Raw genomic sequence first — 26,947 nt, forward strand, 5'->3', positions numbered from 1 at the left:
ATTTCTAAATCCCAAAAGGTAAACCTAAATCCTAAAAATAAATTCTAAATCCGAAATCGAAATCTCTTAACTTTTTGCCCTCAGATCGCCAATCAACTGATCAACCGACTCAGGTGTTAAATTCTCGTAAAAAGTATACTCAGGGCCAATTTGCAGCACCGGGCCAAAGCCGCATGCAGCAAGGCACTCTACACCACGCCAGCTAAATAAACCGTCGGGAGTAACGTCGCCCTCTTTAACACCAAGCGTTTTTTCAATATGCTCCATTATGGGCGTAGCGCCAACAATTTCGCATGGGCCTGTACGGCAAACCTCGAGCATGTACTTGCCCTGCGGCTTTAAAAAGTACATGGTATAAAAGGACGCTACCTCGTAAACCTCTATCGGCTGGATAGAAAGAAAATTGGCAACACTGTCCATTGCAGGTACGCTAACCCAGCCATACTCTGCCTGTACCAGATGCAGTATAGGCAGCAGCGCCGATTTTTGTTTACCGTAAGGATAACGGCTAACTACATCAGCAAACTTATCAAGCAATTCTGGTGAAAATGTCACCGGTGTGTTGGTATCCTGTACACTAAGCATCTAACTCTCCGGCTATAACGTTTAAACTACTCATGTTAATAATAGCGTCAGACAATAACATCCCCTGGCTCATTGGCGCATACATCTGGTAATTGATGAAGCTTGGCCTGCGGAAATGCAAACGGTACGGCGACCTACCACCATCGTTCACCAGGTAAAAGCCCAGTTCGCCGTTTGCACCTTCAACCGCGTGGTAAACTTCGGCGGTTGGGGTTTCTACTTCGCCCATCACAATTTTAAAGTGATAGATCAAAGCTTCCATATTATTGTAAACTTCTTCCTTCGGGGGCAGGTAATAGGCCGGCACATTCGCGTGGAATATCTCCGACGGTTCCTTCTCTATTTTGTTCAGCGCCTGCTCAATAATGCGCAAGCTCTGCCACATCTCTTCGTTACGTACCAAAAAGCGGTTGTAAACGTCGCCGTTCTCGCCCACAGGCACTTCGAAATCAAAATCTTCGTACGACGAGTAAGGCTCCATAGCCCTCACATCATAATCAACCCCGGCGGCGCGTAAAAGCGGGCCGCTCCAGCTGTAACTTAATGCGGTTTCGGCAGTAACGGCAGCCACATCCTTTGTACGATCGACAAATATGCGGTTACGGTTAAATAATGCCTCAAATTCTTTTAAAACAGGCGGAAATTTCACCAGGAATTTCCGGATCTTGTCAAACGCGATCGTATTGAAATTTCTTTCGAACCCGCCAATGCGGCCGATGTTTGTTGTTAAACGCGAACCGCAAATTTCTTCGTATATCTCGTAAATCTCCTCACGATACTCCATCATATACAGGAAGCCTGTAAAAGCGCCTGTATCAACACCCAGCACCCCGTTGCAGATAATATGGTCGGCAATACGGGCCAGCTCCATGATGATAACACGCATATAGTCGACACGCTTGGGTGTTTGTATATTTAACAGCTTCTCTACTGTCATGTGCCAGCCCATGTTATTTATAGGCGACGAGCAGTAGTTAAGCCTGTCGGTAAGCGGTGTTATCTGGTAAAAGGGACGATGCTCGGCAATTTTTTCAAACGCCCGGTGTATGTAGCCTATGGTTGATACACCGCTAACAATACGTTCGCCATCCATCTGCAACACATTCTGGAACACACCGTGCGTTGCAGGGTGCGTTGGGCCCAGGTTGAGTGTAGAGTACTCGGTCTGCGGGTCGTTATCGGTATATACGGGGTGGTTTTGCATTTATATTATCTCCCGAAAAAATAATCTTTTTTATCAATACGGTTTGGGTCTTCCAGCGGGAATTCTTTCCTCATCGGGAATACCGTCATGTCGTCGACATTCAGTATCCTGCGCAGGTCAGGGTGCCCGTCGAATATCACCCCGAAATAATCGTACGTTTCGCGTTCCATCCAGTTGGCGCCATCCCATAGGGTGGTTGCAGTTGGTATATGCAGATCAGCTTCTGCAAGGAAAACCTTAATACGAATACGTGTATTGGTGGCTAGGCTGTGCAGATGATAGATCACGCCGATCGGTTTTTCCAGTTCGGGGTAATGTATGGCCGTGATATCTGTTAAAAATATAAACTGCAGCGCGCTATCTGTTTTCAGGAAGTTTAACACCTCGCTGATAACATTTTTATCCGTTTCCACAGTTAGCAAGCCAAAATCGGCACCTGTTTGGGTTATCTGGCCCGGAAATTTATCGTTTAGCTTCTGTAAAAGCTCTTCGTTTGCAATTTTAGCCATTATTGGATACCATATTTAGCCAGCAATGCCTGGTATTTAGGCTCTTCGCGGCGGCGAATAGACTCGGTACGTACCAGTTTTTGTATAGCCATAAAACCATCAATAATAGCCTCGGGGCGTGGGGGACAGCCCGGCACGTAAACATCAACCGGGATTACCTCATCTATACCCTGCAATACAGAGTATGTATCAAATATACCACCGCTTGATGCGCAGGCACCAACAGCCATTACCCAACGTGGTTCGGCCATTTGCAGGTAAACCTGGCGTAAAACCGGTCCCATTTTTTTTGATATGGTACCCATTACCATCAACAGGTCGGCCTGGCGCGGCGAAAAGCTTAAACGCTCGGCCCCAAACCTGCTCAGATCGTAATGCGAACCCATAGTGGCCATAAACTCGATACCGCAGCAAGAAGTTGCAAACGGCAGCGGCCATAAGGAGTGCGAACGTGCCAAACCCACTGCTTCAGAAAGTTTGGTAGCAAAAAACCCCGATCCCTCAACACCCGCAGGGGCTTCAACTATTTGAATATCACTCATTAAATTCCTCTCAAATAATATTATGACATCAGCTAAAACTGATGTGCAAATTTACAATAAATACGTTGTAACAAATACACTATGCAGGTTCAGGAATATATTTAGAATCAATCTAAACTGCCGGATATAAACTTCCTAAGTATCTATTTATAGCGGCAGCTATTCCGGCTACGCTTATCTTAGTTAGACTGGTTTGATTAGTCCCAGTTTAATGCGCCTTTTTTTATAATATAAATAAACCCGGCAAGTAACGTGCCCATAAAAATAAACATCTCTATCATACCCTCACGGCCCAGGTCGCGGAAGTTTACCGCCCAGGGATACATAAAGATCACCTCCACATCAAACAATACAAAAAGTATAGCCACCAGGAAGTACTTGATAGACATAGGTGTACGGGCATTACCGATAACTTCTATACCCGATTCAAACGGCGTTAATTTATCCTTGGTTACGCGCTTAGGGCCAATTTTGTGAGTCACAAGCATTGTTGTAACAACAAACCCTATGGCCACCAGCATCTGGAATATGATTGGTAAATAGTTAACCGGCAAACTGTGTAATTCCATGGGGCAAATATACAAAGGGGCGCATAATAAAAAAAGCCCCTTTTTAAAGGGGCTTTTGGTTAGTTGTTTTATTTGCTTTTAGAACCACCGCTTTTACGCGAGAAGTAAGCCGCTGCCGATTTATTAGTCGGGTCGTACTCCCTTGCCTTGCTGTAGTTTTCAGCTGCTTTTGCATCGTCCTTTTCTTTAAAGTCGTAATAAGCACCTAAGTAAGCATATGCCTCGGCCAGGAATGTTTTATCATTATCGCTTAATGTGGTTTTAGCTGTTTGCAATTGTATATACTGCTCGTAATATGGTTTTGCTAACCCTTTTATTGTATTTCTGTCGGGTTCCCTAAAATCATTTGCGCGGGCTTGGTATAGTGCAACTACTGCAACGGGCGCACTCGCCTTATGCTGAATGTAACTAAAGGCAGAGTCGGCTTTTACCAAAAGCGTTGTATCTGGCGTAGGCTTTGGTTTTGCGTTACTAAAATATTGTTCGGTAAATGCCTTATAGTAGCTCAACCCTTCCGACAAGTAATCGTTTAACGTTGCCTTGTTTGACTTGGCTATAAAACTTGCGTAGGTATCGCCCGATTCAATATATTTTTTCTGCCCGTAAAGCGCTTTAGCTATTTCCGGATAAACATCTACCTTGGTTGTATCTAACTCTAAAGCTTTACGCAACGATAAGACACCTAACGAATCTTGCTTATTTGCCAATTGCAAACGACCCAGGTACACGTAATCCCGTGTAATGATACGTTTAGGATCGGCCTTTGTTATCCAGGTGTTCATTGCGTTTATGCCAGCCTGGTAATCTTTATTTTCGTACGCAGCGTAAGCTAAGTAACGGTATACTTTAAGGTTACTGTTTGCAGAGCTTGCTAATGCGGCGGCCTCTGTTTGTAGTGCCTTGTAATCCCCGGCGTACAACAGGAAGTCGGCATAACGTAAGCGCGACTCAATAGACATATCTGTTAAAGAAAGATACTTACGATAATTATCCACACCTTCTTTAACTTTTACTGATGCCATTTTAGGATCTGACAACGCCCAGCGAACATCGGTCTCAGCCCACTCGCGGTAGGCGGGGCCGTAGTTAGGGTCAATGGCCAAAGCCTTTTTAAACTCATCCTGCGATGCTTCAAAGTTATTGGCATATTTCCAGATGATACCGGTTGCTACCTTAGCATGTGCCAGTTTAGGATCTATCTCTAAGGCAGACTGGTAAGCGCCTACTGCATCAGAGTTTTTGCTTTGTGTACGTAAGGCATCACCTAATGCAACTAAAATATTAGCGTTCTTTTTATCAGCTTCTTTGCCTTTTGTTAACACGGCAATAGCAGCATTGGCATCCGCCGGCGCAACTTTACCATCAACTTCGTTAAGTAAGTATGCCTTACCTATATACAACGCAGGGTCGCCATCATGTTTGTCTGCCAACGCAAGCGCCTGGTTAAAATATCTTGTAGCCGTAGCCCTGTCTTTGTCAACAAAAGCGGCCGCGCCTAACCCTACATTATTCAAAGCAGATTTTGGGTTTACAGCAACACCTTTTTGAAACACAGTTTTTGCCGAGTCGGGATAATCTTGTAAAAGATACACCCAACCCAGGTAAAAAAAGTTTTCGTCCTTATTAGCCTGTGTTACGGTTAAATTCTTAAGCATCGATTTAGCCTTCTGAAACTGCTCTGCATCAATCGCTTTCTTGGCATCGGCTAAGCTTTGCGCAAAAACTGTTGATGAACCTACAAGGGTCAGTGCTAATACCAGCTTACTTATCTTACTGATCATTTTCATCTTATCTCTTTAGTTTGTAAATATATATAGTTAGTGTATAATGTTTATTTCCCGCGGGGGGATAGAATCGGGTAATAACCCCGATTTTAGTATTATTCTTTGTCCGCGTTCGCTGGCTAAAAATGATGCAAAGCCTGCGCCTAATCCCTTTCGGCCTGTACAATCGATTATATATAACGACCTGCTTAGCGGATACGTATGTTGGACAAGCGTTTCCTGCGAAGGTTTAAAGTACTGGTTGGGGGCTGTCTTACTATCTTCGTTGCGCACACCAACAATTTTAACCTTATCTACCGCGTCGGCATAATCCTTATCCGGATCATTTAGCCAGCTGAAACCCGTTATCCCAATTGAATTTGGGTGGGTACTTACATACCTTATAACTTCTTTACTTGAGCTTAACGCGTAAATATTTTTTTGTTTCAACCCGTTGTTACCAGACAAGGTCTTCAAATACCTTACCAAACTCGAGTTCGGGTTGTCAAACACGATATTTTTATCAGTTTTTGATCTCCCGTTCAACATATTTTTTATTTCGTTTACCGAAATTAAAGTATCATTAGATGCCTGATTTACAATAAGCGCGATAGCATCTACAGCAAACCTGATGGTATCTGCCGTTAAACTGCGCCTTTTTAATATACCAAGTTCAGTGGTATCCAGGGTTCGGGATAAAATAGCCACCCTGTATTTGTCGTTCATCAGGTCGTTTACCACATCAGCTTCGGCCTTATATTGAAGTACGGGGTTGGCGTCTGGAAAAGCTGCCTTAAAAATATACAGTTCTTCGTCAATAATAGGCGAAAACGATTCATCGGCACCAAATACCGCAGTTCCTGACATAAAACCGTCAAGCTCCGTTTTTTTACCGGCATTTTGCTTACAGGCTTGCAGCATTATTAAAAACGCTACGCCTGACAATAACGCCCTGAAACTAAATTTCATTAGGGTCCTTTCTTAAATAGCGCGAAAAGCGTAAAACCGCATATATCAATACTACCGAACCAAATATGATCCGTTGTGTTTTGGGCAAATTTGCCAGGAAATAATCACCGAAAATGATCATCAGCCCAAACACACACAAGCAAATAAATGCAGCCACTCCTAAAATAAGCAAAAACCGCCTTTTGGGCGATTTTTGCTTTTCATTGTTATCTGATAACATTAAGATTTAATCTGATGCCAACTGGAAGTTTACAGGTATACTGTATTGTACACGAACGGGACGTCCGTTTTGAATACCTGGTGTCCATTTAGGCGAAGCTTTCAATACACGTACAGCTTCTTCATCTGTACCGCTACCTAACGATCGTAAAACCTTAATATCGGTTAACGAACCGTCTTTCTCAACCACGAAAGTTAAAACCACACGTCCCTGAACGTTGTTTTCTCTTGCTATGGCCGGGTAACGGATATTTTTACCCAAGTACTTGCCGAATGCACCCTCACCGCCAGGGAACGACGGAGATTTCTCTACCGCGGTAAAAATCTGGTTAGGATTTTCTTCAACTACTTGTTTAACGTCCGAGTTACCTACCGGTTCATCAATTCTGATATCGGCATTCGGGTCGCCCTTCTGGTCTTTCTGACCAGGGTCTGCAACTTCCAGCTCTTTTACGGTTGGCGGTTCCTTTTCGCGAACCTCGTTATCCGGTTTTACAACCAGAGGAGGGAACTTCACCTGATCAACCTTTGGTTTTGGTGGTTCTGGTGGCGGAGGTGGTGGTTTAACCTCCTCGTTTACCGGCGGCGGCGGTAATACCACCTCGGTAACCTTTACCTTTTCATCAGCTTTAGGGATAAATCCCGATATAGCATTGAGGATTGTTTTAAAAGATATAAGTAAAACAAATACTGCAACTCCAATAATAAGGGCCTTGTTTGTATTACGAGGATTATCCTTTCTTAATTCGTATGCACCATAAGCTTTGTTACGGCCTGTAAAAACAACGTCAATCCACTGCTGGTTTAGTATGTCTAATTTTGATCCAAACATTATCTTATAACGTTAATTTACTTTAATAATTCCTTTTAGTAATTGTTATCTCTCTTCAATAAATCCACTTCAACCGGTGTAATATCAATAATAGCGTATGATTGCACGTTGGTGATCTTCATCTCATCTAAAATATCAACCAGGTTTTTATAGTTTGATTTATCGCTTGGCTTGATAAGCACTATCATATAATTACCAAAGGTTTGCTGTACTTCCTTGCCTTTTTCTATAAGCACTTTACGTATACCGTCTTTACCGTAATCTTCGGTAGATGGCTGCGCTGTACCGGGCTCGCCTAAAAACCATTCCAGTTTATCGTTAGCGCCTAATAATATGGTCATAGAGCGCGAAGCAGCTACCGGCAATTGCTGTTTTGTATCTTCATCCTTATCGGGCATGGCCACATCCATAGCCTTAGGCTTTGATAGCGTGGTGGTCATGATGAAGAAGGTGATAAGCAGGAACGCTAAATCCACCATCGCGGTTAGATCCACACGTGTCGAGGCTTTCTTACTTCTTACTTTCCCGCCTTTTTTTCCCCCGCCGGAGGAGGTGTCTAATTCTGCCATTTTCTGTTATTTTTTTGGTGCGTCTTTAACCGCCGTGATCAGGCTAAACTTGTTAACTTTTTGTCTCTGCAGAATACCAATTACCTTTTTAATAGTTGGGTACTCCTCCTTGTTATCCCCTTTTATAGATATCCTTAACGGCTTGTTATGTAACGAGGCAACCGCTTTGCGCGATTCGCGTATCCAATCACTAAGTTCGTTGTTGGCTGTTGTATCGTTAGGGATACCCGGTTGTTTAAACGCCTTGCGCTTATCGCTGTCCAGGTCAAGGAAAGCAGGCAGCTGCCTGATAGGTACGCCAAAAACCGGTAGGCTCGAAAATACCTGCTTTTGCAGCGGGGTAAAGTTAATGTTATACTTTTCGCCCATCTGCGTAAGGGTTTGCTTACGGATATCGGTACCCTCTACCGTATAAAATACCTGGCCTTTACCAACTGTTAATAAAAGTACGTTCTCTTCGGGCAATGGTGTTACTGCCGTTGACGATGGCACATCTATTGGCACAGGGTCTTCTGTACGGGGCTTTGCTGTTAATATAAAGAAGGTAAGCAACAGGAAAGCTACGTCGCACATGGCGGTCATATCTATCGCAGTGCTTTTCCTTGCAACTTTTACTCTTGGCATATTCTGTTAAATTTAAAATATATAATGTAAAGATAGTGACTCATTTCAATTATCCAAATTATATTTTGTTATAACGGATAAAAGCAAACTATATTTTACAATTATTTATTTTTGTGAGAAGCCGCGAATGTTTGTACGATGCTGAAACCAGTCTCATCGATAGCATAGGTTAACTTATCAATTTTTGATGTAAACACGTTGTACATTACAATTGATATAGCCGAAGTACCGATACCTAACGCTGTATTGATAAGCGCCTCAGAAATGTGAGTTGAAAGTTCTGATTGGTTTGGAGCACCAGATGCACCCAATGTAGCGAACGCACCGATCATACCGATTACCGTACCTAACAGACCGGTTAATGTACCGATTGATACCAGGGTAGCGATAATGGTTAAGTTTTGCTCTAACATTGGCATTTCTAAAGCGGTAGCTTCTTCAATGTCTTTCTGGATAGCTAATGCTTTTTGGTCAACGTCCATTGTCTGGTCAGCTTCCATTTCGCGGTATTTTTTCAAACCAGATTTGATAACGTTTGCTACAGAACCTTTTTGTTTGTCGCACTCAGCGCTTGCGCCGTCGATGTTACCAGCGTTAAGTAAAGATTGGATCTTCCTAACAAATGCATCTACATTACCTGTACCTGATGCCTTGCCGATAACTACAAACCTTTCGATTGAAAAAACGATAACCATTAACAGGTACGACATGATGATAGGTACAATTACCCCACCTTTGTGTATAGTACCAAATAAATCGCCCGGGTTTGGATCATTCTCGGGGTTACCGCCTTTAAAGTGACTTGGGTGACCTAAGATGAATATAAAAATACAAATTGCCACTACTATACAGATAGGAATGGTCAAAGTTGCAAATGCGCCTGATGCACTTGAGCTTTCTTTAACAGGAGTAGTTGGTTTTGTTGGTGCGTTTGCCATTACTTTTTAATTTTTAGTTTTCGTTTTGTTTATAATATAAGTTAATAAAAAATGTGTGCGTTTTTAGCGAATAACAAAAATAGAATTTAAATGAAATAAAAAAACTTTTTATGTAATTCTTTATAATAATTTAATATACAGCTTTCAGCGTTCTGCAAATTGGTGATTACTTAACGCTTTAAAACAGAAAAATTGTCTGTCAGGCAGACAATTTTTTACAATGAAACCCATTTTTTTTAATAATAGCAAGTTATAACACATAAAAAATGTGTAACTAAACTGATATAATCGCGTCTAACTACACTGTTTCGGCTACGTTTGGCCCTGCGTTTATAATATCTGCGGTGCTGTAAGCGGCGTACTTTTCAAAATTTTTAACAAACGCTGCTGCCAGCTTGTTTGCACTGTCTTCATAATTTTCAGGGCTGGCCCAGATGTTTTTAGGATCAAGCACTTCATCGGGTACGTTGGGGCAGCTTTCAGGTATCATCATATTAAATACCGGGTGTTGGTGGTACTGTACATGATCAAGCCCCCCATTTATTGCCGCGGTTATCATGGCCCTGGTGTATGAAAGTTTCATGCGCTGCCCGGTTCCGTAGGCGCCGCCGGTCCAGCCGGTGTTTACCAGCCACACATTTACCTGGTGCTCTTTTATTTTTTTACCCAGCAGTTTGGCGTAGGTAACCGGGTGCAAGGGTAAAAAGGCCTCGCCAAAACAGGCAGAAAAGGTTGCTTTAGGCTCGGTTATACCGGTTTCTGTACCTGCTATCTTAGCTGTATATCCGGATATAAAATGATACATGGCTTGCTCGGCCGTTAATTTTGAAACCGGCGGCAATATGCCAAACGCATCGGCAGTTAAAAAGAATATATTTTTTGGCGATGCCCCTATTGACGGTATTACGGCGTTGTTTACGTTAGATAACGGATATGCAACCCGCGTATTTTCGGTCTTATCTATATTATTAAAGTCAACCTTGCGCGTACCCGGATAAAAATTAACGTTCTCAAGCAGTGCGCCATATTTTATAGCACTGAATATTTGCGGTTCTTTTTCGGCCGTAAGGCCCGAACATTTGGCATAACACCCGCCTTCAAAATTAAATATGGTGTAATCGCTCCAGCCGTGTTCGTCGTCGCCTATCAGGTTGCGCTGCGGATCGGCAGAGAGTGTGGTTTTGCCCGTACCCGATAAACCAAAGAAAACCGCGGTATCGCCCTTGCTGCCCGTATTGGCCGAACAATGCATAGGCAGTACCTGTTTATCGTACGGCAGGATAAAGTTTAACACCGAAAATATCGCTTTCTTGATCTCGCCGGTGTAACCCGTACCGCCAATCAGTATCATCTTTTTGCTAAAGCTGATGACGGAAAAGTTCGGCTGCCTTGTGCCGTCAACTTCAGGGTCGGCCATAAAGCCCGGCGCGGCAATTATAGTCCACTCCGGCTGGTTTTCGGGGTTAATAACCTCCGGGCGAATGAAGAGGTGGTGTACAAACAGGTTTTGGTAAGCGGTTTCGGTTACTACACGTATATCTATATGGTATTTTTCGTTGGCACAGGCGCATGAGTCGCGCACAAAAATCTCGCGCCCGGCAAGGTAACTGGTCATCTTATTATATAAGGCGTTAAACTTTGCACCGTCAAACTTAAAATTGATGCTTCCCCACCATACATTATCATGGGTGATATGGTCATCAACAATAAAACGGTCCTTGGGCGAGCGGCCGGTAAATGCGCCCGTATCAATGGCAAGCGCGCCGGAGTCGCTCAAAACGCCTTCGTTCCTTTTTATTGCGGCTTCAACAAGTTGTGCGGGGGTTAGCTGATATAAAATAGCAGGGGCCTTTGCCAGGTTAAGATACCCTAATTGGGGTACCCGGTTATTCATACTTTTCATTAAGAAGATTGATTTATAATTGGTTGCCGCAAAATTACCTGTTTGATACACTAACAAACAAGTGTTTTGCAGTATTTATTTACATAATGTACGTTTTACACACTACATAAATCATTAATAATCAATCGTTAATGTTAGCAATTATTTTTTATGTCGATACACTAACCTCCGGCTTTTTTTGCCTTAAAACCATCTGTTTGCAGCATGGTTAGCACCTTATCCCTGAAATCACCCTGCAGCAGTATCTCGCCATCCTTAACAGAGCCTCCTACGCCGCATTTGGTTTTCAGCTTTTTACCGATGACCTGCAGATCGGCGTCAAGCCCGATAAAGCCATTAACGCGGGTCACCAGCTTATTGCCTTTTATCCGGTCTAAAAATATTTTAAGGTTTTGTTGCTGTGGCGGCAGGGTCTGCTGTTCGTTGCCGCCTTCTTCCTGGTACTGAAAATCAGGATCTGTTGAATACATGATGCCCGTAAAATTCTTCTTTGCCATAGTAGCCCCTCTAAATCTTCCCCTGTTTGGGGTACACCTGTTAATATAATTATTCGTTATTTTTAACCCTAAAGGGGCCCTTAATTTTTATACCCTCCGCCGACAATAACTTTTAGCGCATTAGGTACTATATCTATCTTTATATCTGTACCGGCGTCCTGTGGTTCGCCATCCAGGTGAATGGGCCCGCTTTGAGCACGGGTAATATGAATATGCTTCCCTTTAATAATTTCTACAAACCTCGAACTATCGGCGGTTTTAGTAAACATACGCAGCCCCATTTCGGGGAAGCGCCAAAGCGGGAAAGGCTTGATGATACATACATCCAATAAACCATCCTGCACCGATGCATGCGGCGATACATGCGCATTGTTGCCATATTGCGATGAATTGGCCGTGCTCAGCATAAACGCTTCACGGGCGTATGTGATCCCGTCTATCTCTATCTGGTAATCTTTGGCCTTATAGTTAGCTATCTCCTTTAACGACGATTTGAAATAGCTGATAAAGCCGCGTTTTTCGCTACCATACGCAAACACATGGCTTATATGGGCGTCAAACCCCATGCCCGCCATGTTAAAGAACCATTGCCCGTTCATTTTACCTGCATCAATAGTAATTGTCCGTCCGGCGTTCATGGTTTTAAGGGCGCCTTCGGTATCCATTGGTATATTCAGGAACCGGGACAGGCCGTTGCCCGAGCCAAAGGGGATAATACCTAAAATCGTATCTGTTTCGGCAATTGCCGATGCTATTTCGTTCACGGTACCGTCGCCCCCAACGGCAACAACAACTTCGTACTCGCCTACCGCCGCCCTGGCAAGGTCGTGGGCATGAAAAATACCGGTAGTGTATTCAATATCATATTCAAAAATAGCCGGGTCAAGGTACTTTCCCACAAGCTCCGGCACACCATCCTTTTTCTTCCCGCCCGATACCGGGTTTATTATAAATAAAGCTTTCCTTTTCAACTATATGGGTTTCAGTCGTCAAAAGTAAATGTATTTTCGGCTTTGTGAAAAATTGTTTTATTTTTGCCACCCGAAAGTGGACTGATTTAACGCCCTCTGAAATTGGGAGGAGCGTATTGCAACCACGTAAAAAAGTGCTAACCCTGCTCCTTTTACAACGTTTCAGATAGAACTTTCACCTTTCGATTTACGTTTATTTTAAATAATATGCCATACTTATTTACATCCGAATCCGTATCAGAAGGGCATCCGGATAAAGTTGCCGATCAGATATCGGACGCATTAATTGATAATTTCTTAGCATTCGACCCGGAGTCGAAGGTAGCCTGCGAAACATTGGTAACAACCGGGCAGGTTATTTTAGCCGGCGAGGTTAAATCAAAGGCTTATTTAGATGTACAAAAAATTGCCCGCGATGTAATCAACCGTATTGGTTATACCAAAGGCGAATATATGTTTGACGGCAGTTCGTGCGGTGTATTATCAGCTATACACGAGCAATCGCCTGATATTAACCAGGGAGTTGACCGCAAAGCCAAAGAAGAGCAGGGCGCCGGCGACCAGGGGATGATGTTTGGCTATGCTACGGTAGAAACAGATAACTATATGCCCTTGGCTTTGGATATTGCACACGCTTTATTAGTAGAGCTTGCCGCTATCCGCCGCGAAAATACCGATATCAAATACCTGCGCCCGGATGCGAAATCGCAGGTTACGCTTGAATATGACGACAACAATCAGCCAACCCGCATAGATGCCATAGTGATATCAACTCAGCACGATGACTTTGGTGATGAGGAGGCTATGCTGTCAAAGATCAGCAGCGATATTGTTGATATCCTGATCCCGCGTGTTAAGGCTAAATATCCAAAGTACGCGCATTTCTTTAACGACCAGATCAAATATCATATTAACCCAACCGGCAAATTTGTTATCGGCGGGCCCCATGGCGATACCGGCTTAACCGGACGTAAAATTATTGTTGATACTTATGGCGGTAAGGGCGCGCACGGTGGTGGTGCATTTAGTGGCAAAGACCCGTCCAAAGTTGACCGCTCTGCTGCTTACGCTACCCGCCATATTGCCAAAAACCTGGTAGCTGCCGGTATTTGCAGCGAAGTTTTGGTTCAGGTATCATACGCTATTGGTGTGGCACAGCCTATGGGCATTTACGTAAACACTTACGGCACTGCCAAAGTTGATTTAAATGATGGCGAAATAGCTAAAAAGGTTGAAAGCATTTTTAACATGACGCCATACGCCATTGAAACCCGTTTTAAATTACGTAACCCTATTTACAGCGAAACCGCTGCCTATGGCCATTTCGGCCGCCCTAACGTAACGGTTACCAAATCGTTCCGTGCGCACGACGGCAGCATTGTAACCCGCGAAGTGGAACTGTTTACCTGGGAAAAGCTTGATTACGTAGATAAGGTGAAAAGCGCCTTTGGTTTATAATAACCAGTTTACTTAAAATAAAAAAAGACACGCTATTGGAGCGTGTCTTTTTTTATGCTTGTTGCTTTTTCGCTTTCTGGCGATGATAATAACGTGTAGCTTTATCCACACTGCCACATTCCAGCGGGTTACACCACCGCCGGGTATGGGTGCGGCTTTTATCCAGAAACAGCCAACCGCAGGCCGGGCATTCTTTTACGTACCTGGCTTCGGGCGCGGTTAAAATGTCATAGGCCGATTTAATTACCTTCCACAATGGGGCTACAATATTATCTTCGGTATTTTGCCAAACCTCTTTTAACCCATCTTTCGCGTTATCAAAGCCAATGTGCTGCAGGGTCTCTGCCAGCAATTCGTTAAAGCCACCTAAAACATCCTTATCTACCGGCATACCCGCGGCCCTTGCCGAAAATACTTTATACAACAGTTCGCGTGCTATCATAACATGATGATAGGCCGTAATAGCCGAAGCCGGTGCGTGTTCTGTTATATCACTAAACATTTTCAACTCTTTTGGGCTGATGATATTTAACTTAACGCACCACTGTAAAAATGCCCCGTAATTAGGTATATACTCATGAAACACCTCCTTTTTACGCGTTTGTACGGTATTTACAAAATCAAGGCAAAGCAGGCCCCCGTCTAAAGGTAAATTAGCTATATTTCTAACCTTACTCATTGTTATATCAAATATATAATGTTTACCACCAAAAATATTTTAGATAGTAAAAAACATTATTACTTTTACCAGCGTTACCACTTATGATAGTAAAAATTAAATGGTTTTGGTGATGAAAAAAAAACTGGTTTCACCGTTACTGGTAGCGTTCGCGTTTTTTAACATATATATCATTTGGGGGTCAACCTACCTGGCGGTTATTTACGGGCTTAAAAGCTTCCCTCCATTTATACTGGTAGGGTTACGTTATGCTATGGCAGGCGTTATATTTTTTGCCTGGTGTAAATTTAAGGGCGAAAGCCTGCCTGTATCGCGCAACCTATGGCGCCATGCCATTAGCGGCATCATGATGCTGGTTGGCGGCACCGGTATGATAGCCTGGGCCGAGCAATACATCAGCTCGGGGCAGGCCGCCATACTGGTAGCTACCGAGCCCCTGATATTTTTACTGCTCGACAGGAAGAACTGGTCTGAATACTTTTCAAACAAATATATCCTTAGCGGCCTTATTATCGGCTTTGCCGGCATATTCCTGTTCCTTAAACTTGGTGTATCGGTGGTAAATCCTTCGCCCCTGGCTACCATAGCCAGTATTGTGGTGTTATTCAGCGCGGTTCTTTGGGTGCTGGGGGCGTTAATCACCAAAAACAGCAAGGGCAGCAGTTCATCTACTATGAACGCCAGCATACAATTATTAGCCGCGGGTGCTGCAAGCGCGATTATAGCATTTGCGAAACACGAGCAGGCTGGCTTTTCATTCGCTAACGTAAGCGCCGAAGCATGGGCAGGATTACTGTTCCTTGTGGTTTTCGGATCGCTAGTGGCTTACCTTTCATTTGTATGGCTTATCAGCATAAAGCCGCCGGCTATAATAAGTACCCACACTTACGTAAACCCCGTTGTAGCGGTACTATTGGGTTGGTTACTTATAAATGAGCGGGTAAACGCCGCGCAGCTGATAAGCCTGATTGTAATTTTAGTTGGAATACTTTTGGTTAACTTACCCGCATACTTAAAGAGCAAACATGCTGATTAGTATATAAGTTACCGAGGGGATTAATGATTTATACATCAACCAATATGCTTTCGCCAAATTTTTGTGAAACCGTTTTCTGGTCTTTTTCGTCGATGCAGATCGTAAGCGAGCCATCGAACGGGATCTTTTCTATTACCCGGATTATTGTGCCGATATTAATTTTAAGCTTTAGCAGATATTGTAAAAACTGGGCTGAGGAATCTTTTACCCCAACCACGCGGCAATTGCACCCTGCGGGGGCATTAACAAGCGTTGTAGCGTGCCGCTTGGGAATTTTACCATCTGCCTGGGGTATAGGGTCGCCGTGCGGGTCATATTCCGGGAATCCCAGGAACTTATCCAGCCTGTCGGCCAGCGATGCATCGTTAATGTGTTCCAATTCCTCGGCAATATCATGTATCTCGTCCCAATGGTAGCCTAATTTTTCCATCAAAAAAACTTCCCAAAGGCGGTGCCGGCGTACAATAAGCGCGGCATGTTTGTGTCCCGGTTCGGTCAGCTCTACGCCTTTCCTTTTATCATACACTATAAGGTGCTTATCGGTAAGCTTGCGTATCATATCAACCACCGAGGCCGGGCTGTTACCAAGCAGCGCGGCAATTGCGGTTGGTGTTATTTTCTTCCCTTTATCCTGCCCAAGCCGATAAATACATTTCAGGTAATTCTGTTCTGATAGGGTATGCATCTTTCAAATAAGCTTAATTAGTACCGGAACGAAAAACCCAGAAAATATATTTTGTCAGAAGTTTGTTTAAGGCCAATATTTACCCCCGCATCAATGTTTAGGTTATCTGTCACAGAAAAAATCAGGCCGCCGTTGGCAAAGGTCTCGGCGTTCTTTTTAAATACATTATAGGTAGCAACACCCTCTACAAAGGCGCTCAGATCTTCAGTGATCTCCCGGCCAAAAGTGAAAGAGTATAGATATTCGGGATGAAAAGCATTGTCTTCTTCCTTAGCTATATTAACCGAGACCTGCGAACCAAAGTTCCACTTATCGGTAAGCGACAGCGCAAATGGGAATACTATGCCATATTGCGTAGCCGTGCTGGAAAACGACGACGTAGGCAGCACGACGTAAGGCAGGGCCGCAAGCGCCGTTTTACCCCCATTATGCCCCCACAGGTTATATTTGAAGCGTACGGAGATATCGTCAATGCCGGCGGCCTTGTTTATTATTTTGCCTGTAATTATGTTACGCATGGTTATGGTTGTATAGGTTGGCACCACAAGCTGTATGTCTGAGCGCTCAGTTAAACCCAGTTTATAGTTAGCCAGGTTATACGTGTTCTGGATGCTATGCACGCCATCGCTTGTATTACGCACATGCCTGAACAAATCACTTTCTACCTGGAAATGGCCTGCTTCTACCGTATATGCGCTCTCGGTAACATCCGGCCTGTCGGTTTCCATGTCTTTCATTTTGTCCTTTGGCACAGGGTTAAACAAGTTGTATTTGTGCCGGGTAGTATCTGTTTGCCCGTAGGCAGTAACATACGTCAGCATTATTCCACAACCCAATAGCGTTAAAGACATCTTCATGATTGGTCAAATATACTAAAATTAGGTTAAGCGATTATAATTTATTAGATAAGCCTAATAAATAGATTGTTTTAATTGCTTTTGATTTTTGATTAAAGAGTACCAACTTCGCATTCCCGATAAACGACAAAAAATTGATCGGTATAATTATTATAACTGTGGAATCTGATTACAACATAAAAATAGCCCGGGAGCTTTCTATAGCAAGCAAACAGGTAAGCGCAACCATTAACCTGCTTGACGAAGGCGCAACGGTGCCTTTCATATCCCGTTACCGTAAAGAAGCTACAGGCAGTCTTGACGAGGTGCAGGTGGCCGCCATCCGCGACCGTGTGCAGCAACTGCGCGAGTTGGATAAACGCCGCGAAGCTATTTTGAAATCGCTTACTGATATGGGCAAGCTTACGCCTGAACTGGAAGAGCAGATAAACACCGCCGAAACCATGGTGATGTTGGAAGATATTTACCTGCCATACCGCCCCAAACGCAAAACCCGCGCAACGGCAGCCCGCGAAAAAGGTTTACAACCCCTGGCCGATGCTGTTTTGGCTCAAAAGAATTTTGATGTTGAACTGGAAGCGGGCAAATTTATCGATCCGGAAAAAGGCGTAAATACTATTGAGGAAGCGCTTGCCGGCGCGCGTGATATTATTGCCGAGCACATTAGCGAACATGCCGAAACAAGGGCTAAGATGCGCCACTTATTTACCGAGAAGGGCGTTTTTGAGTCGAAAGTGGCACCGGGCAAAGAGGAAGAGGGCATTAAATACAAAGATTATTTTGATTGGACAGAGCCTGTTAAAACAGCGCCCTCGCACCGCATACTGGCCATGCGCCGCGGCGAAAAGGAAGAGATACTTTACCTGGACATAAAACCTGCCGAAGAGGACGCTATCGCTTTGTTAGAGCGCGAATTTATTACTTCGCGCAATGCCGCTGCATCGCAGGTTGGGCTGGCGATAGCCGACGGGTACAAGCGCTTGCTTAAACCATCGATGGAGACTGAGATACGCCTGCTTACCAAAAAGAAAGCCGACGAAGAAGCGATAAGGGTGTTTGCAGAAAATGCACGCCAATTATTGCTGGGCGCTCCGCTTGGTCAGAAACGGATAATGGCCATCGACCCGGGTTTCCGCACGGGTTGTAAGGTAGTTTGCCTGGATGAACAGGGAAAACTATTAGAAAACACTGCCATTTACCCCCATACCGGTGCAGGGCAGGCCAAAGAAGCCGGGAAAACCGTTCAGCACTTATTTGAGCGATACAACATTGAAGCAATCGCTATAGGCAACGGCACCGCTGGCCGCGAAACAGAACTGTTTATACGAAACCTTAACCTGCCGGGAGCAACCGTTGTTATGGTAAACGAAAGCGGGGCTTCCATCTATTCAGCATCTGATGTTGCCCGCGAGGAGTTCCCGGATAAGGACATTACCGTACGGGGCGCTGTTTCTATTGGTCGCCGTTTGATGGACCCGCTGGCCGAATTGGTAAAGATAGACCCGAAATCCATCGGCGTAGGTCAGTATCAGCACGATGTAGACCAAAACAAATTGCAAACATCGCTTGACGACACCGTTATCAGCTGTGTGAATGCAGTGGGTGTGGAACTTAATACCGCATCAAAACAAATATTATCGTATGTATCGGGCCTTGGCCCGCAACTGGCGCAAAACATTGTAGAGTACCGCAACCAAAACGGCGCTTTTAAACGCCGCGACCAGCTTAAAAAAGTGGCCCGCCTGGGCGACAAGGCATACGAACAGGCCGCAGGCTTTTTACGTATCCGCGAAGCGGAAAACCCTTTGGATAGCAGCTCGGTACACCCGGAACGCTACGCGCTTGTTGAGCAAATGGCCAAAGACCTGAAATGCAGCGTGCAGGATTTGATGCGCGATAATAACTTGCGTAAATCCATCCCATTGCAAAAATATATTTCAGATACGGTTGGGTTGCCCACGCTAAACGACATTATTGCCGAGCTGGCCAAACCCGGCCGCGACCCGCGTGAACAGTTTGAAGCATTTAGTTTTACCGAAGGTGTTAACGCCATTGGCGATCTGAAAACGGGCATGAAACTGCCTGGCATTGTAACCAACATTACCAACTTCGGCGCCTTCGTAGATATCGGCGTTCATCAGGATGGCCTGGTGCACTTGAGCCAGATAACCAACCGTTTTATAAAAGACCCTAACGAGGTATTAAAAGTGCACCAAAAGGTTGAGGTAACCGTTACCGAAGTGGATGTTAACCGCAAGCGCATTTCGCTATCAATGAAAGAGAGCGAAAAACGCGAACAAGGCGGAACTAAACCCCGCGATCAAAAACCGGTTCAAAAAACCTTTACAAAAAAGGTACAACCGGAACCCGAAATGGATATGACGAGCAAACTGGCCGCCCTTAAAAATAAGTTTAAATAGAATTGCTTTGTATAATTCAGCGTTCTGCCGCATACCGGAATTTATGCTTACAGCGCGGCGGGTGCCTCGCCCCGCTGTAAGCCTTAATCTATCCTGATGATCAAAACCAAGGCTTAATATGCCCTATTACAGTGACTTATTCCGGTACACTGATCATACTGCTTAACCACTTAATGGGTAGTTTTGGCATTTCGTTTTGACCGCATTTTAAGGTTCAGCATCTCAACCAGTATCGAGAAAGCCATTGCGAAGTAAATATATCCTTTAGGAATATGCTGCTCAAGAGCCTCGGCTAACAGCGATACGCCAATTAATAACAAGAACGATAGCGCCAGCATTTTTACAGTTGGGTGTTTGTTCACAAAATTGGCTACGCCGCTTGATGCCCACATCATAATACCTACAGCTATTACTACCGCAGCTATCATAATTTCTACGTGCTTGGCCATACCAACCGCGGTAATAACCGAATCGAGCGAGAAAACGATGTCCAGCAGCATGATCTGAACAATGGTTCCCCAAAACGAATGCGGTTTAACATTTCCTTCATTTTCGTCTTCGCCTTCAATTTTATGATGTATTTCGGCAGTGCTCTTATATATAAGGAACAAGCCGCCGATAATAAGTATCAGGTCGCGGCCAGAGATGGCCAGCTTTTCTACCCATTCAGGGTCGGTAACGCCCAACATGCCCGAAATGTTGAACAATGGCGCAGTGAGTTTCATAACCCAGGTGATGGTAAGCAGCAGCAATATGCGGGTTATCATTGCCATTGCCAGGCCTATCTTACGGCCCTTTTCCTGCTGGTTCCTTGGCAGTTTATCTGATAATATGGATATAAATATCACATTATCGATACCCAGCACTATCTCTAAAAGGGTTAGCGTTATCAGCGAAACCCACGCTTCCGGGTCGGTTAATATTTCCATTCGGTGTAAACTTTTTCAGGGCTAAAATAGCAAAACCCCTGCCGTTATGGCAAGGGTTTTAAATTTATGCTTGATCAATAGTTTTTAATAGAACTTTACATCGGTATAACTGGCATTAATGGCAATCTTACCATCGCTGTTACTTTTCCCTATGTACCCTTTGTAGGTTTTTGTTGACGACCATCCGCGCTCGCTGTCGCTTGGTGATTTGTCGGTAACTTTCATCCTGTCGTCATCATAGTTAAAGCCGCCAAATTTGGTAACCACATCAAAATTAAAGCTGTCGGCTTCCTTAAAATCGAGCTTTATTTTTGTGAACGATGCATTGATGGTAAGGTTGCGTACCGATTTGTCAATCGATCCGATATCAAAGCCGTTACCGTATTTGATATTTACGTCTACGTTGTTTTTTAGCCTGTCTACGGTCATGCCTCCAAAAGATACATCGGCGTTAACATTGCTTACCGTGCCGGCTTTTAGCTTGCCGTAACCAATATCCAGCTTGCCGCCATTAAAGGTAACCAGGGTAGCATCCCCAAACCTCACCTTTACATCGTTATCCTTATTTAAAAGCTGTTGAGCATTCAATGCGCCATATGACACTCTTAATATGGTTTTACCGGTAAGGTCGGGCAGGGTAACGCTGCCGAACTGGTTGGTAAGATCTAATGTATTCCCGGCGGGCATGTATACGGTGTAATTTATTTCCATATGGGTGTTGCCATGGCTGTTGGTATTACGTGGCAGGTTAGTCTTAAATGATACGATTGAACCTACCTTGCTATCGCTGATGCTTGAGCCCTCTATCATCTTGTTCACAAAATCCTCATCGTCGGAGCCAAACTTCATCTGTACATCAACCTTAAATTCGTTTTTGGCCCAGGTGTTAACCACTACTTTACCAAACTTGTTGTTGATCTGCAAAATATCATTCCCATCAGCGCTGTAGCTTTTACTGTAATTTTTTACCTTTTCGGTAATCTGGCCGCTGGCAACCTTCTGCTTGTATTCATCATCGCTAAAGTTGTTATTGAAGCTTATGCCATCCATGTTCTTAAACCCTTCGGAAAAATTGGGCGATAGCTCGCTAAAGCTGCCGGCAAAGTTTTTTCCAAAATCCCGGAAATTTTTACCGAAATCTTTAAAGTTTTCTTTGAAGTTTTTGTCAAAATCTTTAAAGGCAAACTTAAGATCCGCGTTTTGCTTGAATTTCATTTTGCCCATCTTCACCTTCAGGTCCTTCATTTTTATTTTAAGGTCGGCCATGTTTTTCTTAAAGGCTTTATTTTCCTTAAATAAATAAACTTTGGGCGGGGCGGGTGGCGCAGGCGGGGCCACAACAGAGTCCTGTGCTGCTACGGTAGTGGTTAAGGCCAGTGCGGCGAAAGCCGCAAGCAGGCTGTGTTTAAATATCCTTGTTTTCATTTTGATGATCCTTTTTACTTTGATTAAATTGTTCAATTACGCTCAGTTGCTGATTAAGCACCTCTGTTTGTATTTGCAAGTTCCGGATCATTGCACGTAAAACACGCTCCTGGTTAGGGCTGGTGGCTAAATCTATATTTAGTTTTTTGTAGTTGGCGTCCATTTTTTTCAGGTCGGCAGTAAACTCATTGTAAAGCTGCGGGTCAAATTTGGCAACCAGTTTTAACCTGGTGCGCTTGCTCTCTATCATCGATGCATAGTGCATTTGTTGCCTGGCATAAGTGGGGTTAATATCGGCCAGGTTTACGGTTGCCGTATGCTGGCCTTTTAGGTACACAGCGAAACCTAAACCCATAACTACGATCACCGAAGCGGCTACCTTTAGTACAAAACCCAGTGAAAAGGTTTTTGCTTCGCGCTTTTTTGGCGCCGCTTCCTCCCACGCATCCAACTCCCTGGCAATATTGTTCCAGATATCGGCGCGTGGCTCCAGGTCGTCAAATTCTTCCCTGTTGCTGCTCATAAAATCTTCTAAACGCTTGCTCATTTTCTTATTCCCTTTCTTAATAATATCTCGCTCAATTTTCTTTTAGCCCTCAAAAACTGCGTTCTCGAGGTGTTTTCTGTAATATTCAGTATCTGCCCTATTTCCTCGTGATCATACCCTTCTAAAAGATAAAGTGATAATACCACACGGTAGCCTTCGGGCAACTCCTTCATGGCTTCTTTTACCTGTGCTACCTGGTATTGTACGTCTTCATCATCCCAGGGCTCTTCGTCGGGTACATTATCCAGTTGCCCGTCTTCTATTTCAACAAACGCTAACTTCCTTTTTCGCAAAAGGTTTATAGAGCGGTGCACAACAATTTGTTTTAACCATAAACCAAAGGTTGTTTCCTGCCTAAAATCCTTCAGTTTATTAAAAGCATCCGTAAACGATTCCTGCAAAACATCTTCCGCCTCGCCAATATTGCCCACAATTCTAAAGGCGACGTTCAACATCGCTTTAGCATATAATCGATACAATTCATAACAGGCCTTTTTACTTCCCTGTTTACACTCAACCACCAGGCTATAGTGTTTATCTACATATACGGCTTCCAAATTAATGACAGGTTTCAGGTTAAATGACGCAGGGTATTTAACAACGTTGCACGGTGGGAAGAAAAAAAATGTCTGAACCCAAATTTTTAAGAATTAATTGATATACAGAATTCTGCCCTTCCAAAATTCCGCTAAAGTTTCTGTTCAGAGAGATAAGTGCTTATCGCATCAACAGCGTTTTGGTACCGGTTGTCCCCGGTGCCCGATATCACCACATAACGGGCGTTTAACGCCTGCAATTCGGTGTGCCATACCTGCATAAAATGCTCGCGCAGGTGCGGGAAATCGCGCAGCGGGTCGTCCTGCCAGGGCAGGTCGATATCCAGTAAGAGGTAAAGGTTGTATGGGTGTTTTGGCAATTCGTTAATAACCTGTTGAGGCGCCTGACCGAATATCTGGTCGCTCCATATCTTTACGGTAATAAACGTAGTATCGCAGATAAGTATCTTATTTGCCTGAGGCAGCAACTCCGCCTCTAACGCAAGCTGCCCGTAAAACATGTTTATCTCGTCCTGCCAGGTGGGGGGCGCGGTTAGCTTTTCGCAATACCCGCGCGCATATTCAGGCACCCAAACCGTTTGGTAATACTTAGCCAAATAAGCCGACATGTGCGATTTACCGGTAGACTCCGGGCCAACAACGGCTATTTTTATTATTTCGGATGTCGAACTTTCGATTTCGGATTTGATCATCAATTTCTTGTTTCTTGGATCTTACTTTTTGTTTCTTTCCGGCCTCTTATCCAGTCTTTTTTCCAATCGAGATATCCCATCAGCGCAATGGCTACGTATATGGCATACATCAGGGCCGTAAGGTGAAGGTCCTTAAAAATATATACACCCACATATACAACATCTACAAATATCCATATCAGCCAATTCTCGAGCACCTTCCGAGCCAAAAACACCTGGGCAACCAGGCTGCAAGCGGTACAAAAACTATCAAGATACGGGAATGAGGCGGGCGTATATTTTAATAACGAGCCGAGTAAAATTGTAAATATAATTATCGCCACTGCAGATATGGCCACTTCTTTTTTTGTGATGCGGGCAACGGGAATCTTTTTTTCATTTGCCGGCCTTCGGCTCCAGTACCACCAGCCATAAACGTTCATGGCTAAAAAATAAACTTGCAGGCCCATGTCGGCAAAAAGGCGGGCTTCAAAAAAAATGAAGACGTAGATTGTTACGCTGATAATTGCAAACGGCCAGTTCCAGATATTATTTTTTGCAGCGAGGTACACGCAGAGCAGCCCGGTTATAACCCCGGTTATTTCGAGCCAGGTTTGATGCTGCCACCACTGCTGCAGGGCGTGTACGATTTGCATGCGGTAAAGATATAAAAAGCAGGTCTCACCCCAAACCCCTCTCCAAAGGAGAGGGACTTAAGATGAGGCTCTTTTAACCCTCTTCTTTGGAGAGGGCAGGGTGAGGCTTTACCAGATCTTTACCCGTTTATCGGGATCCAGCCACATTTTGTCGCCCTTTTTAACGCCAAATGCTTCATAAAATTCGGGCACATCACTAAAAGGGCCGTTTACCCGTAAAAAGCCGGGCGAGTGCTCGTTGGTTAGTATCTGGCTTAATAACGATTCTTTTCTATCCTGGCCCAGCCACCCCATGGCGTAGCCTAAAAAGTAGCGCTGTATTGGGGTAAGGCCGTTAATAGTTTTACCTTGCTTATACTGGTCGGTTTTTTTAAAGGCATCAAGGCCGATAGTTATCCCTCCTAAATCTGCAATGTTTTCGCCTAAGGTTGCCTTTCCGTTGATATGCTGGCCGTAAACGGTGTAACCGTTAAACTGATCGACCAGCATTTGGGCGCGCTGCGCAAACTTTGTAGAATCAGCCGGTGTCCACCATGCTTTAAGGTTCCCTTTCTCGTCGTACTGGCGGCCCTGATCGTCAAAGCCGTGAGTAATTTCGTGGCCAATGGTGGATGCCGCACCATAACCATAAACAACGGCATCGTCTATATTCTCGTCCATCGCCCATGGCAAAATAAATATGGCCGCCGGCAGTACAATTTCATTATTCGACGGGTTGTAATAAGCATTATACGTTTGGGGCGTCATCCCCCATTCGGTGCGGTCAACGGGCTTACCCAGTTTATCCGCATTGTATTTATGCCAGTAGCTGTTGCCGCGCATCACATTTTGCGCATATGGGCCGCGGTTTATTTCAAGCGACGAAAAATCTTTCCATTTATCCGGGAAACCTACCTTAGGGAACACCTTGGCAAGTTTGTCATGCGCTTTCTTTTTGGTCTCAGCACTCATCCAGTCAAGCTTGTCAATGTGTTCACCAAATGATGTGCGTACAGCCTCTACCAGATCAACGTAGCGCTTTTTGGTTTTCTCGGGAAAGTATTCTTTTACAAATATTTGCCCAAGCACTTCGCCCATCAGGCTGCCTTCGGTATCCAGCACCCTTTTCCAGCGTGGCAACTGTTCTTTTCTGCCCGAAATAACAGTACCATAAAACCTGAAACTTTCATCGCTAAACGCCTTGCTCAGGTAAGGGCTATAATCGTTAACGATATTTTTGCGGATGTAGTTCTTCCAGTCGTTAACAGTAAAAGTTGTAAGGGCCTTGTTAACCGCGCGATAATACTCGGGCTGGCCAACAATCACCGTATCAACCTGCTTAAAATCCATTTGCTCAAACGTTTTTTTCCAGTCAACAACCGGCGCCAGTTTGCTTAACCCCGCCAGCGCCATCTTGTTATAATTATGGTATGGGTCGCGCAGGTCAACCAATTTGCGCGAACTATCCGCCAGGAATTTCTCTATGGCATACGTTTTTTGCGTAGCTGCCCTGGCTGCTGCATCGTCAAGGCCTATCAGCTTAAACAAAGCGGGCAAGTGCTTTTGCTGGTAATCGTTACGTATAGCTGCGCTGTGCTCGTCTGTGTTAAAATAGTAATCGCGGTTAGGCAACCCTATACCCGACTGCGACAGCTGCATCAATATCTTTTCGCTGTTGCGGTCGTCCTGCGCGGCATAAGCGCCAAACGGCGTTTGCACCCCGATGGTTTCCAGGTGCGCAAATTCTTCTATCAGCGTTCTCACGTCGGTTACCTTATCAACCCTGGCCAGCTCCTCTTTTAACGGGGCCAGGCCCTGCTTTTCAATGTTAACGGTATCCATGCCGCTGTAATAAAAATCGCCTATTTTTTGCGTGTTGCTGCCTTTAGCCGCATTGGCATTCAGTGCGTCTTCATTTATCTTTTTCAGTTTATTGCGCAGGTCTTCCTGCACAGCGTTACCAATCCCCCAGGACGAGTAGGCTCCAGGTATCGGATTATTTTTTAACCAGGTGCCATTGGCGTACATAAAAAAATCATCCCCGGGCTTTACGCTTTTGTCGATGTTTTTGATCACCACATCATTCTCGGCGTACGTTTTATTTTTATCCTTACAAGCGCTTAGTAATAAGGCGCTCATGGCGCAGGCTGTAACAGCATGCAGAGTGTACTTTTTTATTATCATTTTACAATTTGTATAAAATAAAATACAGGGAGTGTATGGAAAAACAGAATGTTATGTTTTTCTGTACAGGCCTGTTTAGGTAATTTTTTCTAAAAATCAGTTTAAAGGGTGGTTAAAACAAAAAAATATCAAATTATTTGTGCAACAAGAAAGTTACGTAGTTCTACGTG

General features: G+C 44.2%; 28 protein-coding genes. 3 read left to right on the top strand and 25 right to left on the bottom strand.

The annotated features are described in order from the left end of the window. Nucleotides 1–66: 66 nt before the first annotated feature. The 15 genes from nuoE to HDC91_RS19180 form a co-directional block, all read right to left on the bottom strand. A complete protein-coding gene (gene nuoE / locus HDC91_RS19110) occupies nucleotides 67–585 on the bottom strand; it encodes an NAD(P)H-dependent oxidoreductase subunit E (RefSeq protein WP_162430219.1) in 519 nt (172 codons plus the stop codon). Then, on the bottom strand, nucleotides 578–1,789 hold the full coding sequence (locus HDC91_RS19115; RefSeq protein ID WP_183554948.1) for an NADH-quinone oxidoreductase subunit D: 1,212 nt from the start codon (nucleotides 1,787–1,789) through the stop codon (nucleotides 578–580). Before HDC91_RS19115 ends, nuoE begins: the two co-directional genes overlap by 8 nt. A 5-nt stretch (nucleotides 1,790–1,794) precedes the next feature. Next, complete coding sequence (locus tag HDC91_RS19120; RefSeq protein WP_183554950.1) at nucleotides 1,795–2,298, bottom strand: NADH-quinone oxidoreductase subunit C; 504 nt, start codon at nucleotides 2,296–2,298, stop codon at nucleotides 1,795–1,797. Continuing rightward, nucleotides 2,298–2,840, bottom strand: coding sequence for an NADH-quinone oxidoreductase subunit B (locus HDC91_RS19125; protein ID WP_162430216.1), 543 nt, complete (start codon nucleotides 2,838–2,840; stop codon nucleotides 2,298–2,300). Before HDC91_RS19125 ends, HDC91_RS19120 begins: the two co-directional genes overlap by 1 nt. A gap of 197 nt (nucleotides 2,841–3,037) precedes the next feature. Further along, complete coding sequence (locus HDC91_RS19130; protein ID WP_183554951.1) at nucleotides 3,038–3,409, bottom strand: NADH-quinone oxidoreductase subunit A; 372 nt, start codon at nucleotides 3,407–3,409, stop codon at nucleotides 3,038–3,040. Between the two features lie 68 nt (nucleotides 3,410–3,477). Further along, nucleotides 3,478–5,196, bottom strand: coding sequence for a hypothetical protein (locus HDC91_RS19135; protein WP_183554953.1), 1,719 nt, complete (start codon nucleotides 5,194–5,196; stop codon nucleotides 3,478–3,480). A gap of 30 nt (nucleotides 5,197–5,226) precedes the next feature. Beyond that, a complete protein-coding gene (locus HDC91_RS19140; protein WP_183554955.1) occupies nucleotides 5,227–6,141 on the bottom strand; it encodes a PstS family phosphate ABC transporter substrate-binding protein in 915 nt (304 codons plus the stop codon). After that, nucleotides 6,131–6,361, bottom strand: a complete 231-nt coding sequence (locus HDC91_RS19145) for a hypothetical protein (protein ID WP_183554957.1) — start codon at nucleotides 6,359–6,361, stop codon at nucleotides 6,131–6,133. The genes HDC91_RS19140 and HDC91_RS19145 overlap by 11 nt, the downstream gene beginning before the upstream one ends. A 6-nt stretch (nucleotides 6,362–6,367) precedes the next feature. After that, the gene (locus HDC91_RS19150) at nucleotides 6,368–7,192 is read right to left on the bottom strand and encodes an energy transducer TonB (protein WP_162430212.1); all 825 of its coding nucleotides are present in this window, start codon (nucleotides 7,190–7,192) and stop codon (nucleotides 6,368–6,370) included. Nucleotides 7,193–7,227: 35 nt separating this feature from the next. After that, nucleotides 7,228–7,761 (bottom strand): biopolymer transporter ExbD, encoded by a 534-nt coding sequence (locus HDC91_RS19155; protein WP_183554959.1) that lies wholly within the window; start codon nucleotides 7,759–7,761, stop codon nucleotides 7,228–7,230. A 6-nt stretch (nucleotides 7,762–7,767) separates the two neighbouring features. Beyond that, nucleotides 7,768–8,385 carry a biopolymer transporter ExbD gene (locus tag HDC91_RS19160; RefSeq protein ID WP_183554961.1) on the bottom strand — a complete coding sequence of 206 codons (618 nt, stop codon included), beginning with the start codon at nucleotides 8,383–8,385 and terminating at the stop codon, nucleotides 7,768–7,770. Between the two features lie 101 nt (nucleotides 8,386–8,486). Next, nucleotides 8,487–9,323 (bottom strand): MotA/TolQ/ExbB proton channel family protein, encoded by an 837-nt coding sequence (locus HDC91_RS19165; RefSeq protein ID WP_162430209.1) that lies wholly within the window; start codon nucleotides 9,321–9,323, stop codon nucleotides 8,487–8,489. A gap of 298 nt (nucleotides 9,324–9,621) precedes the next feature. Then, the gene (pckA, locus tag HDC91_RS19170; RefSeq protein ID WP_183554963.1) at nucleotides 9,622–11,226 is read right to left on the bottom strand and encodes a phosphoenolpyruvate carboxykinase (ATP); all 1,605 of its coding nucleotides are present in this window, start codon (nucleotides 11,224–11,226) and stop codon (nucleotides 9,622–9,624) included. Nucleotides 11,227–11,387: 161 nt separating this feature from the next. Further along, the gene (locus HDC91_RS19175; RefSeq protein WP_183554965.1) at nucleotides 11,388–11,723 is read right to left on the bottom strand and encodes a translation initiation factor; all 336 of its coding nucleotides are present in this window, start codon (nucleotides 11,721–11,723) and stop codon (nucleotides 11,388–11,390) included. Nucleotides 11,724–11,803: 80 nt separating this feature from the next. Then, nucleotides 11,804–12,694 (bottom strand): diacylglycerol kinase family protein, encoded by an 891-nt coding sequence (locus HDC91_RS19180; RefSeq protein ID WP_183554967.1) that lies wholly within the window; start codon nucleotides 12,692–12,694, stop codon nucleotides 11,804–11,806. Nucleotides 12,695–12,901: 207 nt separating this feature from the next. Between HDC91_RS19180 and metK the strand changes: the two genes are divergently transcribed. Beyond that, the gene (metK, locus tag HDC91_RS19185; protein WP_183554969.1) at nucleotides 12,902–14,152 is read left to right on the top strand and encodes a methionine adenosyltransferase; all 1,251 of its coding nucleotides are present in this window, start codon (nucleotides 12,902–12,904) and stop codon (nucleotides 14,150–14,152) included. Between the two features lie 52 nt (nucleotides 14,153–14,204). Here the strand turns inward: metK and HDC91_RS19190 are convergent, their stop codons facing one another. Continuing rightward, nucleotides 14,205–14,831 carry a CGNR zinc finger domain-containing protein gene (locus HDC91_RS19190; protein WP_183554971.1) on the bottom strand — a complete coding sequence of 209 codons (627 nt, stop codon included), beginning with the start codon at nucleotides 14,829–14,831 and terminating at the stop codon, nucleotides 14,205–14,207. 112 nt (nucleotides 14,832–14,943) lie between these two features. Between HDC91_RS19190 and HDC91_RS19195 the strand changes: the two genes are divergently transcribed. Then, nucleotides 14,944–15,867, top strand: a complete 924-nt coding sequence (locus HDC91_RS19195; RefSeq protein ID WP_183554973.1) for an EamA family transporter — start codon at nucleotides 14,944–14,946, stop codon at nucleotides 15,865–15,867. Nucleotides 15,868–15,895: 28 nt separating this feature from the next. Here HDC91_RS19195 and HDC91_RS19200 read toward each other — a convergent pair whose 3' ends face one another. Together HDC91_RS19200 and HDC91_RS19205 are read right to left on the bottom strand one after the other, a co-directional pair. Beyond that, on the bottom strand, nucleotides 15,896–16,552 hold the full coding sequence (locus HDC91_RS19200) for a metal-dependent transcriptional regulator (protein ID WP_183554975.1): 657 nt from the start codon (nucleotides 16,550–16,552) through the stop codon (nucleotides 15,896–15,898). A 17-nt stretch (nucleotides 16,553–16,569) separates the two neighbouring features. Next, a complete protein-coding gene (locus tag HDC91_RS19205; protein ID WP_183554977.1) occupies nucleotides 16,570–17,409 on the bottom strand; it encodes a transporter in 840 nt (279 codons plus the stop codon). A gap of 158 nt (nucleotides 17,410–17,567) precedes the next feature. Here HDC91_RS19205 and HDC91_RS19210 point away from each other — a divergent pair, with 158 nt between their 5' ends. After that, entirely contained in the window at nucleotides 17,568–19,829 is a 2,262-nt protein-coding gene (locus HDC91_RS19210; protein ID WP_183554979.1) for a Tex family protein, read from the top strand. A 170-nt stretch (nucleotides 19,830–19,999) separates the two neighbouring features. On the opposite strand, the gene HDC91_RS19215 is transcribed toward HDC91_RS19210, so the two are convergent. From HDC91_RS19215 to HDC91_RS19245, 7 genes are all read right to left on the bottom strand, one after another. Beyond that, nucleotides 20,000–20,758, bottom strand: a complete 759-nt coding sequence (locus HDC91_RS19215; protein WP_183554981.1) for a TerC family protein — start codon at nucleotides 20,756–20,758, stop codon at nucleotides 20,000–20,002. Nucleotides 20,759–20,842: 84 nt separating this feature from the next. Next, entirely contained in the window at nucleotides 20,843–22,183 is a 1,341-nt protein-coding gene (locus HDC91_RS19220) for a hypothetical protein (RefSeq protein WP_183554983.1), read from the bottom strand. Beyond that, nucleotides 22,164–22,730, bottom strand: a complete 567-nt coding sequence (locus HDC91_RS19225; RefSeq protein ID WP_183554985.1) for a hypothetical protein — start codon at nucleotides 22,728–22,730, stop codon at nucleotides 22,164–22,166. Before HDC91_RS19225 ends, HDC91_RS19220 begins: the two co-directional genes overlap by 20 nt. Beyond that, entirely contained in the window at nucleotides 22,727–23,287 is a 561-nt protein-coding gene (locus HDC91_RS19230) for an RNA polymerase sigma factor (RefSeq protein ID WP_162430197.1), read from the bottom strand. The genes HDC91_RS19225 and HDC91_RS19230 overlap by 4 nt, the downstream gene beginning before the upstream one ends. 131 nt (nucleotides 23,288–23,418) lie before the next feature. Next, complete coding sequence (locus HDC91_RS19235) at nucleotides 23,419–23,979, bottom strand: AAA family ATPase (protein WP_183554987.1); 561 nt, start codon at nucleotides 23,977–23,979, stop codon at nucleotides 23,419–23,421. Then, nucleotides 23,979–24,614: a nicotinamide riboside transporter PnuC gene (pnuC, locus tag HDC91_RS19240; RefSeq protein WP_183554989.1), complete on the bottom strand. Its 636-nt coding sequence runs from the start codon at nucleotides 24,612–24,614 to the stop codon at nucleotides 23,979–23,981. The genes HDC91_RS19235 and pnuC overlap by 1 nt, the downstream gene beginning before the upstream one ends. A gap of 108 nt (nucleotides 24,615–24,722) precedes the next feature. Further along, nucleotides 24,723–26,777: a M13 family metallopeptidase gene (locus HDC91_RS19245; protein ID WP_183554991.1), complete on the bottom strand. Its 2,055-nt coding sequence runs from the start codon at nucleotides 26,775–26,777 to the stop codon at nucleotides 24,723–24,725. Nucleotides 26,778–26,947: the final 170 nt, after the last annotated feature.

The sequence above is a fragment of the Mucilaginibacter sp. AK015 genome, from assembly GCF_014200785.1.
Taxonomy (GTDB): Bacteria; Bacteroidota; Bacteroidia; order Sphingobacteriales; family Sphingobacteriaceae; genus Mucilaginibacter.

Excerpts from the sequence above, each read along its gene's own strand:
- nuoE (WP_162430219.1), bottom strand. The coding sequence starts at position 585 with ATGCTTAGTGTACAGGATACCAACACACCGGTGACATTTTCACCAGAA.
- HDC91_RS19115 (WP_183554948.1), bottom strand. The coding sequence starts at position 1,789 with ATGCAAAACCACCCCGTATATACCGATAACGACCCGCAGACCGAGTAC.
- HDC91_RS19120 (WP_183554950.1), bottom strand. The coding sequence starts at position 2,298 with ATGGCTAAAATTGCAAACGAAGAGCTTTTACAGAAGCTAAACGATAAA.
- HDC91_RS19125 (WP_162430216.1), bottom strand. The coding sequence starts at position 2,840 with ATGAGTGATATTCAAATAGTTGAAGCCCCTGCGGGTGTTGAGGGATCG.
- HDC91_RS19130 (WP_183554951.1), bottom strand. The coding sequence starts at position 3,409 with ATGGAATTACACAGTTTGCCGGTTAACTATTTACCAATCATATTCCAG.
- HDC91_RS19135 (WP_183554953.1), bottom strand. The coding sequence starts at position 5,196 with ATGAAAATGATCAGTAAGATAAGTAAGCTGGTATTAGCACTGACCCTT.
- HDC91_RS19140 (WP_183554955.1), bottom strand. The coding sequence starts at position 6,141 with ATGAAATTTAGTTTCAGGGCGTTATTGTCAGGCGTAGCGTTTTTAATA.
- HDC91_RS19145 (WP_183554957.1), bottom strand. The coding sequence starts at position 6,361 with ATGTTATCAGATAACAATGAAAAGCAAAAATCGCCCAAAAGGCGGTTT.
- HDC91_RS19150 (WP_162430212.1), bottom strand. The coding sequence starts at position 7,192 with ATGTTTGGATCAAAATTAGACATACTAAACCAGCAGTGGATTGACGTT.
- HDC91_RS19155 (WP_183554959.1), bottom strand. The coding sequence starts at position 7,761 with ATGGCAGAATTAGACACCTCCTCCGGCGGGGGAAAAAAAGGCGGGAAA.
- HDC91_RS19160 (WP_183554961.1), bottom strand. The coding sequence starts at position 8,385 with ATGCCAAGAGTAAAAGTTGCAAGGAAAAGCACTGCGATAGATATGACC.
- HDC91_RS19165 (WP_162430209.1), bottom strand. The coding sequence starts at position 9,323 with ATGGCAAACGCACCAACAAAACCAACTACTCCTGTTAAAGAAAGCTCA.
- pckA (WP_183554963.1), bottom strand. The coding sequence starts at position 11,226 with ATGAAAAGTATGAATAACCGGGTACCCCAATTAGGGTATCTTAACCTG.
- HDC91_RS19175 (WP_183554965.1), bottom strand. The coding sequence starts at position 11,723 with ATGGCAAAGAAGAATTTTACGGGCATCATGTATTCAACAGATCCTGAT.
- metK (WP_183554969.1), top strand. The coding sequence starts at position 12,902 with ATGCCATACTTATTTACATCCGAATCCGTATCAGAAGGGCATCCGGAT.
- HDC91_RS19190 (WP_183554971.1), bottom strand. The coding sequence starts at position 14,831 with ATGAGTAAGGTTAGAAATATAGCTAATTTACCTTTAGACGGGGGCCTG.
- HDC91_RS19195 (WP_183554973.1), top strand. The coding sequence starts at position 14,944 with ATGAAAAAAAAACTGGTTTCACCGTTACTGGTAGCGTTCGCGTTTTTT.
- HDC91_RS19200 (WP_183554975.1), bottom strand. The coding sequence starts at position 16,552 with ATGCATACCCTATCAGAACAGAATTACCTGAAATGTATTTATCGGCTT.
- HDC91_RS19205 (WP_183554977.1), bottom strand. The coding sequence starts at position 17,409 with ATGAAGATGTCTTTAACGCTATTGGGTTGTGGAATAATGCTGACGTAT.
- HDC91_RS19215 (WP_183554981.1), bottom strand. The coding sequence starts at position 20,758 with ATGGAAATATTAACCGACCCGGAAGCGTGGGTTTCGCTGATAACGCTA.
- HDC91_RS19220 (WP_183554983.1), bottom strand. The coding sequence starts at position 22,183 with ATGAAAACAAGGATATTTAAACACAGCCTGCTTGCGGCTTTCGCCGCA.
- HDC91_RS19225 (WP_183554985.1), bottom strand. The coding sequence starts at position 22,730 with ATGAGCAAGCGTTTAGAAGATTTTATGAGCAGCAACAGGGAAGAATTT.
- HDC91_RS19235 (WP_183554987.1), bottom strand. The coding sequence starts at position 23,979 with ATGATCAAATCCGAAATCGAAAGTTCGACATCCGAAATAATAAAAATA.
- pnuC (WP_183554989.1), bottom strand. The coding sequence starts at position 24,614 with ATGCAAATCGTACACGCCCTGCAGCAGTGGTGGCAGCATCAAACCTGG.
- HDC91_RS19245 (WP_183554991.1), bottom strand. The coding sequence starts at position 26,777 with ATGATAATAAAAAAGTACACTCTGCATGCTGTTACAGCCTGCGCCATG.